This window comes from Acidovorax sp. Leaf78 (genome assembly GCF_001422735.1).
Lineage (GTDB): Bacteria > Pseudomonadota > Gammaproteobacteria > Burkholderiales > Burkholderiaceae_C > Acidovorax.
On the sequence record NZ_LMLZ01000024.1, the window covers coordinates 105,817 to 120,361 of the forward strand.

At 60.8% G+C, this 14,545-nt stretch carries 21 protein-coding genes; all 21 read left to right on the plus strand.

Annotation, left to right across the window (positions count from 1 at the left end):
* Nucleotides 1-34 precede the first annotated feature (34 nt).
* The 21 genes from ASF16_RS22585 to rpoA all read left to right on the plus strand — a co-directional run bounded on the left by ASF16_RS22585 (nucleotide 35) and on the right by rpoA (nucleotide 14,377).
* Nucleotides 35-931: a carbohydrate ABC transporter permease gene (locus ASF16_RS22585; RefSeq protein ID WP_056172543.1), complete on the plus strand. Its 897-nt coding sequence runs from the start codon at nucleotides 35-37 to the stop codon at nucleotides 929-931.
* Complete coding sequence (locus ASF16_RS22590) at nucleotides 924-1,736, plus strand: carbohydrate ABC transporter permease (RefSeq protein WP_056172547.1); 813 nt, start codon at nucleotides 924-926, stop codon at nucleotides 1,734-1,736. The genes ASF16_RS22585 and ASF16_RS22590 overlap by 8 nt, the downstream gene beginning before the upstream one ends.
* Nucleotides 1,737-1,885: 149 nt before the next feature.
* On the plus strand, nucleotides 1,886-2,194 hold the full coding sequence (locus ASF16_RS22595; RefSeq protein WP_056172550.1) for a DUF2160 domain-containing protein: 309 nt from the start codon (nucleotides 1,886-1,888) through the stop codon (nucleotides 2,192-2,194).
* A gap of 111 nt (nucleotides 2,195-2,305) precedes the next feature.
* A complete protein-coding gene (locus tag ASF16_RS22600) occupies nucleotides 2,306-4,036 on the plus strand; it encodes an ABC transporter substrate-binding protein (RefSeq protein WP_056172554.1) in 1,731 nt (576 codons plus the stop codon).
* Between the two features lie 201 nt (nucleotides 4,037-4,237).
* Nucleotides 4,238-5,854, plus strand: coding sequence for a glycerol-3-phosphate dehydrogenase/oxidase (locus ASF16_RS22605; protein WP_056172558.1), 1,617 nt, complete (start codon nucleotides 4,238-4,240; stop codon nucleotides 5,852-5,854).
* Between the two features lie 205 nt (nucleotides 5,855-6,059).
* Entirely contained in the window at nucleotides 6,060-6,428 is a 369-nt protein-coding gene (gene rplN, locus ASF16_RS22610) for a 50S ribosomal protein L14 (RefSeq protein WP_007861702.1), read from the plus strand.
* Nucleotides 6,429-6,437: 9 nt separating this feature from the next.
* Nucleotides 6,438-6,758: a 50S ribosomal protein L24 gene (rplX, locus tag ASF16_RS22615; protein WP_056172560.1), complete on the plus strand. Its 321-nt coding sequence runs from the start codon at nucleotides 6,438-6,440 to the stop codon at nucleotides 6,756-6,758.
* A gap of 9 nt (nucleotides 6,759-6,767) precedes the next feature.
* On the plus strand, nucleotides 6,768-7,307 hold the full coding sequence (rplE, locus tag ASF16_RS22620; RefSeq protein WP_056172563.1) for a 50S ribosomal protein L5: 540 nt from the start codon (nucleotides 6,768-6,770) through the stop codon (nucleotides 7,305-7,307).
* An 8-nt stretch (nucleotides 7,308-7,315) separates the two neighbouring features.
* Entirely contained in the window at nucleotides 7,316-7,621 is a 306-nt protein-coding gene (gene rpsN, locus ASF16_RS22625) for a 30S ribosomal protein S14 (RefSeq protein WP_007861712.1), read from the plus strand.
* Nucleotides 7,622-7,641: 20 nt separating this feature from the next.
* Entirely contained in the window at nucleotides 7,642-8,037 is a 396-nt protein-coding gene (rpsH, locus tag ASF16_RS22630; RefSeq protein WP_056172567.1) for a 30S ribosomal protein S8, read from the plus strand.
* 25 nt (nucleotides 8,038-8,062) lie between these two features.
* Nucleotides 8,063-8,596 carry a 50S ribosomal protein L6 gene (rplF, locus tag ASF16_RS22635; protein ID WP_056172570.1) on the plus strand — a complete coding sequence of 178 codons (534 nt, stop codon included), beginning with the start codon at nucleotides 8,063-8,065 and terminating at the stop codon, nucleotides 8,594-8,596.
* Nucleotides 8,597-8,607: 11 nt separating this feature from the next.
* Nucleotides 8,608-8,973: a 50S ribosomal protein L18 gene (gene rplR, locus ASF16_RS22640; protein WP_007861721.1), complete on the plus strand. Its 366-nt coding sequence runs from the start codon at nucleotides 8,608-8,610 to the stop codon at nucleotides 8,971-8,973.
* 17 nt (nucleotides 8,974-8,990) lie between these two features.
* The gene (gene rpsE / locus ASF16_RS22645) at nucleotides 8,991-9,509 is read left to right on the plus strand and encodes a 30S ribosomal protein S5 (protein WP_056172572.1); all 519 of its coding nucleotides are present in this window, start codon (nucleotides 8,991-8,993) and stop codon (nucleotides 9,507-9,509) included.
* A 13-nt stretch (nucleotides 9,510-9,522) separates the two neighbouring features.
* Nucleotides 9,523-9,705, plus strand: a complete 183-nt coding sequence (rpmD, locus tag ASF16_RS22650) for a 50S ribosomal protein L30 (protein ID WP_007861725.1) — start codon at nucleotides 9,523-9,525, stop codon at nucleotides 9,703-9,705.
* Between the two features lie 10 nt (nucleotides 9,706-9,715).
* The gene (gene rplO / locus ASF16_RS22655) at nucleotides 9,716-10,147 is read left to right on the plus strand and encodes a 50S ribosomal protein L15 (protein ID WP_056172575.1); all 432 of its coding nucleotides are present in this window, start codon (nucleotides 9,716-9,718) and stop codon (nucleotides 10,145-10,147) included.
* Nucleotides 10,148-10,171: 24 nt separating this feature from the next.
* Nucleotides 10,172-11,491: a preprotein translocase subunit SecY gene (secY, locus tag ASF16_RS22660; protein ID WP_056172577.1), complete on the plus strand. Its 1,320-nt coding sequence runs from the start codon at nucleotides 10,172-10,174 to the stop codon at nucleotides 11,489-11,491.
* Nucleotides 11,492-11,632: 141 nt separating this feature from the next.
* A complete protein-coding gene (rpmJ, locus tag ASF16_RS25735) occupies nucleotides 11,633-11,746 on the plus strand; it encodes a 50S ribosomal protein L36 (protein ID WP_005793651.1) in 114 nt (37 codons plus the stop codon).
* A 23-nt stretch (nucleotides 11,747-11,769) separates the two neighbouring features.
* Nucleotides 11,770-12,135, plus strand: a complete 366-nt coding sequence (gene rpsM, locus ASF16_RS22665) for a 30S ribosomal protein S13 (protein ID WP_035206424.1) — start codon at nucleotides 11,770-11,772, stop codon at nucleotides 12,133-12,135.
* Between the two features lie 18 nt (nucleotides 12,136-12,153).
* A complete protein-coding gene (gene rpsK, locus ASF16_RS22670; RefSeq protein ID WP_005793662.1) occupies nucleotides 12,154-12,558 on the plus strand; it encodes a 30S ribosomal protein S11 in 405 nt (134 codons plus the stop codon).
* Between the two features lie 90 nt (nucleotides 12,559-12,648).
* Nucleotides 12,649-13,272, plus strand: coding sequence for a 30S ribosomal protein S4 (gene rpsD, locus ASF16_RS22675; RefSeq protein ID WP_056172580.1), 624 nt, complete (start codon nucleotides 12,649-12,651; stop codon nucleotides 13,270-13,272).
* Nucleotides 13,273-13,384: 112 nt separating this feature from the next.
* Complete coding sequence (gene rpoA, locus ASF16_RS22680; RefSeq protein ID WP_008906514.1) at nucleotides 13,385-14,377, plus strand: DNA-directed RNA polymerase subunit alpha; 993 nt, start codon at nucleotides 13,385-13,387, stop codon at nucleotides 14,375-14,377.
* The last annotated feature ends 168 nt before the right edge of the window (nucleotides 14,378-14,545 follow it).

Genomic DNA, 14,545 nt, shown 5'->3' on the forward strand with positions numbered 1-14,545 from the left:
CTCAGCACCGCAGTGCGCAGCACGGAGGTTTCCAATGAGCACCACCACCAAACCCGTGAACCAGAAGGCCTGGTTCCTGATCCTGCCGGTGATTTTGTGCGTGGCCTTCTCGGCCATCCTGCCGCTGATGACGGTGGTGAACTACTCGGTGCAGGACATCATTTCGCCCGAGCGCCGCGTCTTCGTGGGCACGGAGTGGTTCGTGCAGGTGATGCGCGACGAAGAGCTGCATGCCGCGCTGTGGCGCCAGATCACGTTCTCGCTGGCGGTGCTGGCGGTGGAGATTCCGCTGGGCATCATGCTCGCGCTGTCCATGCCCGCGCAGGGCTGGAAGTCGTCCGCCGTGCTGGTGGTGGTGGCGCTGTCGCTGCTGATCCCGTGGAACGTGGTGGGCACCATCTGGCAGATCTATGGCCGTGCCGATATCGGCCTCATGGGGCGCCTGCTGCAACAGGCGGGCATCGAGTACAGCTACACCGGCAATGCCACCCACGCCTGGCTCACCGTGCTGCTGATGGACGTGTGGCACTGGACGCCGCTGGTGGCGCTGCTGGCCTTTGCCGGGCTGCGGTCCATCCCGGATGCGTACTACCAGGCCGCGCGCATCGACGGCGCCAGCAAGTTCGCGGTGTTCCGCTACATCCAGCTGCCCAAGATGCGGGGCGTGCTCATGATCGCGGTGCTGCTGCGCTTCATGGACAGCTTCATGATCTACACCGAGCCCTTCGTGCTGACGGGCGGCGGGCCGGGCAATGCGACCACGTTCCTGTCGCAGTACCTCACCACCAAGGCGGTCGGCCAATTCGACCTGGGCCCTGCGGCAGCGTTCTCGCTGATCTATTTCTTCATCATCCTGCTGCTGTGCTTCATCCTCTACAACTGGATGCAGCGCGTGGGCACCGCCAGCAACGAAGGGGCCGGCCATGAATGAAAAGCGCTTTCAGAAGCGGTCGGTCTTTCTGATCCTGTACTTGGCATTTGCAGTGCTGCCCATCTACTGGATGGTCAACATGAGCTTCAAGACCAACGCGGAGATTTTGTCGACGTTCTCGTTCTTTCCCCAGAACTTCACCTGGGACAACTACAAGACCATCTTCACCGACGAGTCCTGGTACTCGGGCTACATCAACAGCCTGATCTACGTGGCCATCAACACGGTGATCTCGCTCACCGTGGCGCTGCCGGCGGCCTATGCGTTCAGCCGCTACCAGTTCCTGGGCGACAAGCATGTGTTCTTCTGGCTGCTGACCAACCGCATGACGCCGCCCGCGGTGTTTCTGCTGCCGTTCTTTCAGCTGTACACCACGGTGGGGCTCATGGACACGCACCTGGCCGTGGCCCTGGCGCACCTGTTGTTCAACGTGCCGCTGGCGGTGTGGATTCTGGAGGGCTTCATGAGCGGCATCCCGCGCGAGATCGACGAGACGGCGTACATCGACGGCTACAGCTTTCCGCGCTTCTTCATGACCGTCTTTCTGCCGCTGATCAAGGCCGGCGTGGGCGTGGCGGCGTTCTTCTGCTTCATGTTCAGCTGGGTGGAGCTGCTGCTTGCCCGCACGCTGACCAGCGTGAACGCCAAGCCCATCGTGGCCACCATGACGCGCACCGTGAGCGCCAGCGGCATGGACTGGGCGACGCTCGCCGCCGCCGGTGTGCTGACCATCGTGCCCGGCGCCATCGTGATCTGGTTCGTGCGCCACTACATCGCCAAGGGCTTCGCGATGGGCCGCGTTTGACGAGAGAGGGAGCAGAACCATGAACTACACCAATTCGCCGCAGAGTGCGCAGGCTGCCCCAGACCAGCAGCAGCGGTGGAACGGGCTTCGCCCGGCCACCCGCTGCGTCCCCCTGGGGGGAAGCGCCGCAGGCGCTCAGGGGGGTACCCATGTTTGATTGGATGGCCTGGACCCTGCCCGTGGCAGTGTTCTTTACATGCATCGTGCTGATGCTGGTGGGCATGACGGTGTGGGAGCTCAAGTCGCCCACATCGATGCGCAAGGGTTTTTTGCCGCTGGAGACCACGCGCGGCGACCGGCTCTTCATCGGGCTGCTGTCGGCGGCGTACGTGAACCTGATCTTTGTCGGCATCAGCGGCAAGCTTGTCCAGTGGTTCAGCCTGTCGGCCGAGCCGTCGGTGTGGATCAGCTTCGTGCTGTCGATGGCGCTGCTGGCGCTGATCCTGCGCAAGGGCTGAGCCGCCGACACAGCCACCCATCCGTAGATTCCCGTTGCGCGGCTCAACCCTTCCCCGGAGCTGCGCAACCCTTGCATCCAAAGGGGAGATGACTATGAGGAGACAGGCACTATGAAGACGCGGTACACAGCGCTGGCACTGGCAGTGGCGGTCATGACGGGGCAGTCCGCCCTGGCGGGTGAGGCGGAAGCCAAGAAGTGGATCGACAGCGAGTTCCAGCCATCCACGCTGAGCAAAGACCAGCAGATGGCCGAGATGAAGTGGTTCATCGACGCAGCCAAGAAGCTGCAGGCCAAGGGCGTGAAGGAAATCTCGGTGGTGTCCGAGACCATCACCACCCACGAATACGAATCCAAGACGCTCGCCAAGGCGTTCGAGGAAATTACCGGCATCAAGGTCAAGCACGACCTGATCCAGGAAGGCGACGTGGTCGAAAAGCTGCAGACCTCGATGCAGTCGGGCAAGTCGATCTACGACGGATGGATCTCCGACTCGGACCTGATCGGTACCCATTACCGCTACGGCAAGATGATGAACCTGACCGACTACATGGCCGGCACGGGCAAGGAATGGACCAACCCGGGTCTGGACCTCAAGGACTTCATCGGCACCAAGTTCACCACGGCGCCCGACGGCAAGCTGTACCAGCTGCCCGACCAGCAGTTTGCCAACCTGTACTGGTTCCGTGCTGACCTGTTCGACCGCAAGGATATCAAGGACAAGTTCAAGGCCAAGTACGGCTACGACCTGGGCGTGCCGCTCAACTGGAGCGCGTACGAGGACATCGCCGAGTTCTTCACCAACGACGTGAAGAACATCGACGGCAAGGCCATCTACGGCCACATGGATTACGGCAAGAAGGACCCATCGCTGGGCTGGCGCTTCACGGATGCCTGGCTGTCCATGGCCGGCACGGCCGACATCGGCGCGCCCAACGGCCTGCCGATCGACGAATGGGGCATCCGCGTGGCGGACGACAAGTGCACCCCGGTGGGCGCCTCGGTGGCCCGCGGCGGCGCGACCAACTCGCCTGCCGCCGTCTATGCGCTGACCAAGTACGTGGACTGGATGAAGAAGTACGCGCCCAAGGAAGCCACGGGCATGACCTTCGGCGAAGCCGGCCCCGTGCCCGCCCAGGGCCAGATCGCGCAGCAGATCTTCTGGTACACCGCCTTCACGGCCGACATGGTCAAGCCCGGCCTGCCCGTGGTGAACGCCGACGGCACGCCCAAGTGGCGCATGGCCCCCGGCCCGAACGGCCCGTACTGGAAGCAGGGCATGCAAAACGGCTACCAGGACGTGGGTTCGTGGTCGTTCTTCAACGGCCACGACGCCAACAAGACGGCCGCTGCCTGGCTGTACGCCCAGTTCGTGACGGCCAAGACCACCTCGCTCAAGAAGACCCTGGTGGGCCTGACCCCGATCCGCGAGTCCGACATCCAGTCCAAGGCCATGACCGACGCGGCCCCCAAGCTGGGTGGCCTGGTAGAGTTCTACCGCAGCCCCGCCCGCGTGGCATGGTCGCCCACCGGCACCAACGTGCCCGACTACCCCAAGCTGGCTCAGCTGTGGTGGAAGAACGTGGCCCAGGCCGTCACGGGTGAAAAGACGCCCCAGGGCGCCATGGACACGCTGGCCGACGAGATGGACCAGGTGATGGCACGCCTGGAGCGCGCCGGCATGGCCCATTGCGCGCCCAAGCTCAACGCCAAGGGTGATCCCAACAAGTGGCTGAGCGACAAGCAGGCTCCCTGGAAGAAGCTGGCGAACGAGAAGCCCAAGGGCGAAACCATTGCCTACGACAAGCTGCTGCAGGCCTGGAAGGACGGCAAGGCCCGCTGATCCGGCTCTCCTGCCGCCGCGCTGCGCTGCAGTGCGGCGGTCTTCACCGGCAGCCGGAGCCCACAAGGCCCCCGGCTGCCCTTTTTACTGGCGCGGGAGCATTCCGGCCACCCCCGCGGTGCGCTGTGGAATCTCTCCCCGATATGTCAAGAATTTAAGGGTTAACCCTTAAATTTTGTCCCACCCATGGACAATCGCCCTATGACCACCGCTTCTGCTTCTGCCCCCGCTTCCGTCCCCGCTCCCCTTCCCACCCGGCGTGCCGACCTTCTGGCGCGACTGGCACAGCCCCATCAATATGACCTGGCCGTGATCGGCGGGGGGGCGACGGGGCTGGGTGTGGCGCTGGATGCGGCGGCGCGGGGCTTCAGCGTGGTCCTGGTGGATTCACACGACTTTGCCAAAGGCACGTCGTCGCGCGCCACCAAGCTGGTGCACGGCGGCGTCCGCTACCTGGCGCAGGGCAACATCGCCCTGGTGCGCGAGGCGCTGCACGAGCGCACCACACTCTTGAACAACGCGCCGCACCTGGCGCAGCCGTTGCCCTTCGTGATGCCGTCCTACCGGTTCTGGGAGACGCCGTTCTATGGCATCGGCCTCATGATGTACGACGCCCTGGCCGGCAAGGCGGGCCTGGGTGCCACGCAGTTCCTGGGCCGGGACCGCACCCTGGCGTGCCTGCCCACCGCCCGTACCGAAGGGCTCAAGGGCGGAGTGAAGTACTGGGACGGCCAGTTCGACGATGCCCGGCTTGCGCTGGCGCTGGCGCGCACGGCGGCCAGTCGCGGGGCGCTGCTGGTCAACTACTGCCCGGCGCGTTCGCTCATTCATGAAGACGGCAAGGTGGCGGGCTTCGTCTGCGAAGACTCCGAGTCGGGCCGGCAATTCACGGTGCGCGCGCGTGCGGTGGTTAACGCCACGGGCGTTTGGGTGGATGCCCTGCGCCAGATGGACGGCGAGGCCATCGGCCGCCCGGTCAAGCCTATCGTGGCGCCCAGCCAGGGTGTGCACATCGTCGTGGACAGGGAGTTTTTGCCATCTGATCACGCCCTGATGGTGCCCAAGACCGCAGACGGCCGCGTGCTGTTTGCGGTGCCGTGGCTGGGCAAGCTCATCCTGGGCACCACTGACAGCCCGCGCCAGGACATCGTTCGCGAGCCCCTGCCTTTCCGCGAGGAAGTCCGCTTCATCCTGGAGGAGTCCGCCCGCTACCTGACCCGCGCGCCGAAGATCGAAGACATCCGCAGCGTGTGGGTGGGCTTGCGCCCGCTGGTGAAGCCGCAGGACGACGACGGCGACAACACCAAGAAGATCAGCCGCGAACACACGGTGCTGGCCAGCAAGAGCGGCCTGGTGACCGTGACCGGCGGAAAATGGACGACTTACCGCGCCATGGCCGAGGATGTGTTGCAAAAATGCTTCACGGTAGGGCTGTTGCCGGAGAAAGCCGCGGGTGTCACCAACCGGTTGCCCCTGGTGGGCACGCCCTCCGAGCCGGTGCGCCACCGCATCAGCGACGCCCAGGGCCTGCATTCCTATGGCGGGGAGGCGCCTTCCGTTCAGCTGTTGCCAGGAGCTGCCAAGGCCCTGGGCGGAGGGCTTACCGAAGCCATGGTGCGCTTCGCGGCCCGCTTCGAGTACGCCTGCACCGTGGAGGACGTGCTTGCACGCCGCTCGCGCATGCTGTTTCTCGACGCCCGCCAGGCCATCGTCTGCGCCCCTGCGGTGGCCGTCATCCTGCAGGAAGAGCTGGGCACAGACCCGCAACTTGATGCATTCCTGGCACTGGCCGAGCAGTATTTGCATGCCCCGGTGTAGGAACAGGTTCCAAGGCGCTTGACTTCGCGGCATGCCTTTGCAATAATCGAGGGCTTCGCGTTTCCTACGTGAAGTTTCTGCCCAGCGGGAAGTGCTGCAAATGGTTTGCGGTGCGGACGACGGGCCCAAGACTGACTGGCTGATCTGCAGCCCTTGAGAAGTTCTCTGGGGCTGTTGTCTTCTGGTGCAAGTTGGGAATATTGAAATGATCCAGACAGAATCTCGGTTAGAGGTTGCCGACAATACCGGCGCCAAGTCCGTCCTTTGCATCAAGGTGCTGGGTGGCTCGAAGCGTCGCTATGCAAGCGTTGGCGACATCATCAAGGTGAGCATCAAAGAAGCCGCTCCGCGTGGCCGCGTCAAAAAAGGCGAGGTCTATAGCGCAGTGGTGGTTCGTACCGCAAAGGGTATCCGCCGCGGTGATGGCTCGCTCGTCAAATTCGACGGCAACGCAGCAGTGTTGCTGAATGCAAAGTTGGAGCCTATCGGCACCCGCATCTTTGGACCCGTGACGCGTGAACTGCGTACCGAAAAGTTCATGAAGATCGTGTCCCTGGCTCCTGAAGTTCTCTAAGGACGCGCCATGAACAAGATTCGCAAGGGCGACGAAATCATCGTGCTGACAGGGCGCGACAAGGGCAAGCGCGGCACGGTGTCGTCGCGCAAGGACGATTCCTATGTGCTGATCGACGGCATCAATGTCGTCAAGAAGCACGCCAAGCCGAACCCCATGAAGGGTACGACGGGCGGCATCGTTGAAAAGTCCATGCCTATCCACCAGTCCAACGTAGCCATCTTCAATGCGGCTACCGGCAAGGCTGATCGTGTGGGCATCAAGGTGCAAGCCGACGGTTCGCGCGTTCGCGTGTTCAAGTCCAGCGGCGCTGAAATCAAGGCGGCCTAAGGGGTAAACATGGCACGACTCCAAGAAATCTACCGCGACAAAATCGCTCCCGAACTGATCAAGCAGTTCGGTTACTCCTCGCCGATGCAGGTTCCCCGTCTGACCAAGATCACGCTCAACATGGGTGTGAGCGAGGCAGTCTCGGACAAGAAGGTGATGGACAACGCTGTGGCTGACCTGACCAAGATTGCTGGTCAAAAGCCCGTCGTCACCAAGGCCAAGAAGGCTATCGCCGGTTTCAAGATCCGCGAAGGCCAGGCCATCGGTTGCATGGTCACGCTGCGTGGCGTGCAGATGTATGAGTTCCTGGACCGTTTCGTGACCGTGGCACTGCCCCGCGTCCGTGACTTCCGTGGTATCTCCGGTCGCGCTTTCGACGGCCGTGGCAACTACAACATCGGCGTCAAGGAACAGATCATTTTCCCTGAAATCGAGTACGACAAGGTGGATGCCTTGCGCGGTCTCAATATCAGCATCACCACGACGGCCAAGTCCGACGAAGAAGCCAAGGCGCTTCTCGCTGGTTTCCGTTTCCCGTTCAAGAACTGAGGCGAAGCATGGCTAAAGTAGCTTTGATCCAGCGCGAACTGAAGCGCGAAAAATTGGCTGCCAAGTACGCAACCAAGTATGCGGAACTGAAGGCAATCGCTGGCGATGCCAAGCGTAGCGATGAAGAGCGTGATGCAGCCCGTCTGGGCCTGCAAAAGCTCCCCCGCAACGCAAACCCCACGCGTCAGCGCAACCGTTGCGAAATCACCGGTCGTCCACGTGGCACCTTCCGTCAATTCGGTCTGGCTCGCGCCAAGATCCGCGAACTGGCTTTTGCAGGCGACATCCCCGGTGTCACCAAGGCCAGCTGGTAAGCAGGCAGGAGAGATACAACATGAGCATGAGTGATCCCATCGCTGACTTGCTGACCCGCATCCGCAATGCACAAATGGTCTCCAAGGCCACGGTGCTGGTGCCTTCTTCCAAAGTGAAGATTGCCATCGCCCAAGTGCTGAAGGACGAAGGTTACATTGACGGCTTCCAGGTTAAGACCGAAGACGGCAAGTCGGAACTCGAAATTGCCCTGAAGTACTACGCAGGCCGTCCAGTGATTGAGCGCATCGAGCGCGTCAGCCGCCCTGGTCTGCGTGTCTACAAAGGCCGTGATTCCATTCCACAAGTCATGAACGGTCTGGGTGTGGCAATTGTCACGACGCCCAAGGGCGTGATGACTGATCGCAAAGCGCGCGCTACCGGTGTCGGTGGCGAAGTGCTCTGCTACGTGGCCTAACCGCGGCATTGAGGAGAAAACTGAAATGTCCCGAGTAGGAAAAATGCCCGTGACCATCCCCGCTGGCGTGGATGTGTCCGTGAAAGATGACCAGATCTCTGTCAAGGGTTCTGGCGGCACCCTGTTGCTCGCACAAAACGTGCTGGTGAAGGTGTCGAACAACGAAGGCAAGCTCAGCTTCGAGCCCGCCAACGATTCCCGCGAAGCCAATGCCATGAGCGGCACGATTCGCCAGTTGGTCAACAACATGGTGGTCGGCGTCAGCAAGGGCTTTGAAAAGAAGCTCAGCCTGATCGGCGTGGGCTACAAGGCTGCAGCGTCCGGTTCCAAGCTGAACCTGGCGGTCGGTTATTCGCATCCGGTCAACATCGAAATGCCCGCCGGCATAACGGTGGCTACCCCGACTCCCACGGAAGTGGTGATCAAGGGTGCCGACCGCCAGCGCGTCGGCCAGATCGCTGCTGAGATCCGTGCTGTTCGTCCACCCGAGCCCTACAAGGGCAAGGGCATCCGCTACGCGGACGAAAAAGTCACGATCAAAGAGACCAAGAAGAAATAAGGAGCTGCAACATGTTGACCAAGAAAGAGCAGCGTCTTCGTCGTTCGCGTCAGACCCGCATCCGCATTGCACAGCAAGGCGTGGCGCGTCTCACGGTGAACCGTACGAACCTCCATATCTATGCCAGCGTCATTTCCGGCGACGGCAGCAAGGTGTTGGCCAGTGCCTCCACCGCAGAAGCCGATGTGCGCAAGGAACTCGGTGGTTCGGGCAAGGGTGGCAATGCCGCCGCAGCCACGGCCATCGGCAAGCGCATTGCTGAAAAAGCAAAGGCTGCTGGCGTTGAGAAGGTTGCATTTGATCGCTCAGGCTTTGCCTACCACGGTCGCGTCAAGGCTTTGGCCGACGCAGCCCGTGAAGCCGGCCTGCAGTTCTAAGCGGAGCGGAATACAAAATGGCTAAATTTCAACCCAAAGTGCAGACCGAAGGTCAAGACGACGGTCTGCGCGAAAAAATGATCGCGGTCAACCGCGTGACCAAAGTCGTGAAGGGCGGCCGTATTCTCGGTTTCGCTGCACTGACTGTGGTTGGCGACGGTGACGGCCGCGTCGGCATGGGCAAGGGCAAGTCCAAGGAAGTGCCTGCAGCTGTGCAAAAAGCGATGGAAGAATGCCGTCGCAACCTGGTCAAGGTTTCGCTCAAGAGCGGCACCATTCACCACTCGGTGAAGGGTCACCACGGTGCGGCTTCGGTGGAACTCCACCCAGCTCCCAAGGGTACCGGCATCATCGCTGGCGGCCCCATGCGCGCTGTTTTCGAAGTTGTGGGCATTACCGACATCGTGGCCAAGAGCCATGGTTCGTCGAACCCCTACAACATGGTCCGTGCCACCTTTGATGCGCTCATCAATTCGACCACCCCGTCGAACGTGGCAGCCAAGCGCGGCAAAACGGTCGAAGACATCTTCGCCTGATAGGAAGCTGGAAATGACTACGCAACAAACCGTCAAGATTCAACTGGTGCGCAGCCCTATTGGCACCAAGGAATCGCACCGCGCCACCGTCCGTGGCCTGGGCCTGCGCAAGCTCAATAGCGTGAGCGAACTGCAGGACTCGCCCGAAGTGCGCGGCATGATTAACAAGATCAGCTATCTGGTCAAAGTCCTCTGAGAGATAGATCATGGAACTCAATAGCATCAAGCCCGCAGACGGCGCCAAGCATGCCAAGCGCCGCGTAGGCCGTGGTATCGGCTCCGGCCTGGGCAAGACCGCTGGCCGTGGTCACAAGGGTCAGAAGTCTCGCTCCGGTGGCTACCACAAGGTCGGCTTCGAAGGCGGTCAAATGCCTCTGCAACGTCGCTTGCCCAAGCGCGGCTTCAAGTCGCACCTGCTCAAGTTCAATGCAGAAGTCACGCTGACTGCACTCGACCAACTCGGCCTGGCCGAAGTGGACGTGCTGGCACTCAAGCAAGCTGGCCTGATCGGCGAGCTGGCCAAGGTGGTCAAGGTCATCAAGAGCGGTTCGCTCACGAAGGCTGTCAAGCTCAATGGCATCGGTGCCACGGCGGGTGCCAAGGTAGCGATCGAAGCTGCCGGCGGCAGCGTCGCCTGAGTTTGACTTCGAAGGAAGGCATCTGTGGCTACTAGCGCGGCTCAAATCGCAAAGACCGGCAAGTTCGGCGACCTGCGTCGTCGTCTGGTTTTTCTGTTGATGGCGCTGGTCGTGTACCGCATCGGGGCTCATATCCCTGTGCCCGGTATCGATCCAGCCCAACTCCAGCAGCTGTTCAGTGGCCAGCAAGGCGGGATCCTGAACCTGTTCAACATGTTCTCGGGTGGCGCGCTGTCGCGTTTCACAGTCTTCGCTCTGGGGATCATGCCGTACATCTCGGCATCGATCATCATGCAGCTGATGGGCTACGTGGTGCCGAGCTTCGAGCAGTTGAAGAAGGAAGGCGAGGCAGGTCGCCGCAAGATCACGCAGTACACCCGTTACGGCACGCTCGGTCTGGCTTTGTTCCAGTCGCTGGGTATCGCTGTGGCGCTGGAAAGCTCTGCTGGCCTGGTGATCAGCCCTGGCTTTGGCTTTCGCCTGACGGCGGTGGTCAGCCTGACAGCTGGAACGATGTTCCTGATGTGGCTGGGTGAGCAGATCACCGAACGCGGTCTCGGCAACGGGATCTCGATCCTGATCTTCGCTGGCATCGCTGCCGGCCTGCCCAGCTCCATCGGTGGTCTTCTGGAACTGGTCCGCACGGGTGCGATGAGCATCCTGGCTGCCATCTTCATCGTCATCGTCGTGGGTCTCGTGACTTACTTCGTGGTCTTTGTGGAGCGCGGTCAACGCAAGATACTGGTGAATTACGCTCGCCGGCAGGTGGGGAACAAGGTATATGGCGGTCAATCGTCGCACCTGCCCCTCAAGCTGAACATGGCCGGTGTGATTCCTCCGATCTTCGCCTCGTCGATCATCCTGCTGCCGGCAACGGTGGTGAACTGGTTCAGTGCTGGTGAGTCGATGCGCTGGTTGAAGGACATTTCTGGTGCTCTGACCCCTGGTCAGCCCATCTATGTGATGTTCTACGCTGCGGCCATCGTCTTCTTCTGCTTCTTCTACACGGCGTTGGTGTTCAACAGCCGCGAGACTGCAGACAACCTGAAGAAGAGCGGTGCGTTCATTCCAGGCATTCGCCCGGGTGAGCAGACTGCGCGCTACATTGACAAGATTTTGGTTCGCCTGACGCTGGCGGGTGCTGTGTACATCACATTCGTGTGCCTGCTGCCGGAGTTCCTGATCTTGAAGTACAACGTGCCGTTCTATTTCGGTGGAACGTCGCTGCTGATCATCGTGGTGGTGACCATGGATTTCATGGCCCAGGTACAGAACTACATGATGTCGCAGCAATATGAATCACTGCTCAAGAAAGCCAATTTCAAAGGCAACGCGGGCGGTTGAGGATAAGGAAGGCAGAGATCGCACTGCGATGCGCTGCCTGCAAGCTGGATATCGGTTACGTCGACGCCCCACGATTTTGCGGGCACAAATTGTGTTCCGTGCATGCAGCCGGGACGGATGGAAAAGTTTTAGGAGAATGCAATGAGAGTTTCGGCTTCGGTCAAAAAAATCTGCCGCAACTGCAAGATCATCCGCCGCAAGGGTGTGGTGCGCGTGATCTGCACGGATCTGCGTCACAAGCAGCGCCAAGGTTGATTGGAAAGTATTAGAGGACGCATATGGCACGTATCGCTGGCATTAACATTCCGCCCCACAAGCACGCGGAAATCGGTTTGACCTCCATTTTTGGTATCGGTCGCACCCGCGCTCGCAAGATTTGCGAAGCAACTGGTATCGCTTACTCCAAGAAGATCAAAGATCTGACGGACAGCGATCTGGAAAAAATTCGCGAGCAAATCGAGCAGTTCACCATTGAAGGTGACCTGCGCCGCGAAACGACGATGAACATCAAGCGTTTGATGGACATCGGCTGCTATCGTGGCTTCCGCCATCGCCGCGGTCTGCCAATGCGTGGTCAGCGCACCCGTACCAATGCCCGCACCCGCAAGGGTCCGCGCAAGGGCGCCGCTGCACTGAAGAAATAAAGAGATTGAAAGATCATCATGGCTAAGTCTCCTGCCAATAACGCAGCCCAGCGCGTCCGCAAGAAGGTTCGCAAGAACGTTTCCGACGGCATCGCTCACGTGCACGCCTCGTTCAACAACACCATCATCACGATCACCGATCGCCAGGGCAATGCCCTGTCGTGGGCATCGTCCGGTGGCCAAGGTTTCAAGGGCTCGCGCAAGTCCACCCCGTTCGCTGCCCAGGTGGCATCGGAAGTGGCTGGCCGCGCTGCCATCGACCAAGGCATCAAGAACCTCGACGTCGAAATCAAGGGTCCTGGTCCTGGCCGTGAATCCTCGGTGCGCGCTCTGGGCGCATTGGGCATCCGCATCACGTCGATCTCCGACGTGACTCCGGTGCCCCACAACGGTTGCCGCCCTCAAAAGCGCCGCCGTATCTAATCTCTCTAAGCCCACCGCCGCCTGTGAACGCGCAAGCGCCTCAGGCGGCTCCCGCAATGGTTTGCGGTAGATGACACAAAGGAAGCTCAAGTGGCACGTTACCTCGGCCCCAAGGCCAAACTCTCCCGCCGTGAAGGCACGGACCTGTTCCTGAAGAGCGCCCGCCGCTCGATCGCCGACAAGTCCAAGTTCGACTCCAAGCCAGGTCAACACGGCCGTACCTCCGGTGCGCGCACGTCCGACTACGGCCTGCAACTGCGTGAAAAGCAGAAGGTCAAGCGCATGTACGGCGTGCTGGAAAAGCAATTCCGCCGCTACTTCGAAGCCGCTGACGGCAAGAAGGGCAACACCGGCGCCAACCTGCTGTTCCTCCTGGAATCGCGTCTGGACAACGTGGTGTACCGCATGGGTTTCGGCTCGACCCGCGCTGAAGCGCGTCAGCTGGTGTCCCACAAGGCGATCACCGTGAACGGCAAGTCCGTGAACATTGCGTCCTACCTGGTCAAGGCCGGCGACGTGGTGGCCGTGCGTGAAAAGTCCAAGAAGCAAGCACGTATCGTCGAAGCCCTGCAACTGGCTGCCCAAGTCGGCATGCCTGCATGGGTGGAAGTGAATGCCGACAAGGCAGAAGGCATCTTCAAGAAGACGCCTGACCGTGATGAGTTCGGTGCCGACATCAACGAATCGCTGATCGTTGAGTTGTACTCGCGCTAATCGGTCGAATACGTAATTCAAGAAACCGTCCCTGAACCGCGAGGCATCGCGGTTTAGGCGCTTCACCAGCCTTACCGGTGTAACGAGCTGGGGGTATTGAGAGGAAGTCTGAATGCAAACCAATTTGCTGAAACCCAAGGCGATCAATGTCGAGCAGCTTGGCCACAATCGTGCCAAGGTCGCACTGGAGCCGTTCGAGCGTGGCTACGGTCACACGCTGGGCAACGCCATCCGGCGCGTCCTGCTCTCGTCCATGGTGGGTTACGCAGCGACGGAAGTCACCATTGCAGGCGTTCTGCACGAGTACTCGTCCATCGATGGCGTTCAGGAAGATGTGGTCAACATCCTCTTGAACCTCAAGGGCGTGGTGTTCAAGCTGCACAACCGCGATGAAGTCACGCTGAGCCTGCGCAAGGATGGCGAAGGCGTGGTTACCGCGCGCGACATCCAGACACCCCATGACGTCGAGATCGTCAACCCCGATCACGTGATTGCCAACCTGTCGGCAGGCGGCAAGCTGGACATGCAGATCAAGGTGGAAAAGGGCCGTGGCTACGTTCCCGGCAGCCTGCGCCGTTATGCGGACGAATCGACCAAGTCGATCGGCCGCATCGTGCTGGATGCTTCGTTCTCGCCCGTCAAGCGCGTGAGCTACACCGTGGAAAGCGCCCGCGTCGAGCAGCGTACCGACCTGGACAAGCTGGTGGTCGAGATCGAAACCAACGGTGCCATCACTGCCGAAGACGCAGTCCGTGCATCGGCCAAGATCCTGGTGGAACAGTTGGCTGTGTTCGCACAGCTGGAAGGTGGCGAGCTGGCTGCGTTCGACGCACCTGCAGGCCCACGTGGCAATGCCACGTTCGATCCGATCCTGCTGCGCCCTGTGGACGAGCTGGAACTGACCGTGCGTTCCGCCAACTGCCTGAAGGCCGAGAACATCTACTACATCGGTGACCTGATCCAGCGCACCGAGAACGAGCTGCTCAAGACGCCTAACCTGGGTCGCAAGTCGCTGAACGAAATCAAGGAAGTGCTGGCTTCGCGTGGTCTCACGCTGGGCATGAAGCTTGAAAACTGGCCGCCAGCCGGTCTGGACAAGCGCTAAGCAACCGTTATAATCCTGGGTTCCCCGAACAGGGGAGCCCGGTTTCCAAGTCCTCCGCAAGGGGGACTTTTTGTTCCCCGGAAGCAAGCTGCCGAGGGGAAACAAGTGCCTCGGGAAGTACCTGACACGGCTGCCCGATTTAATTACATAGACAGTAGAAGGAAAGCA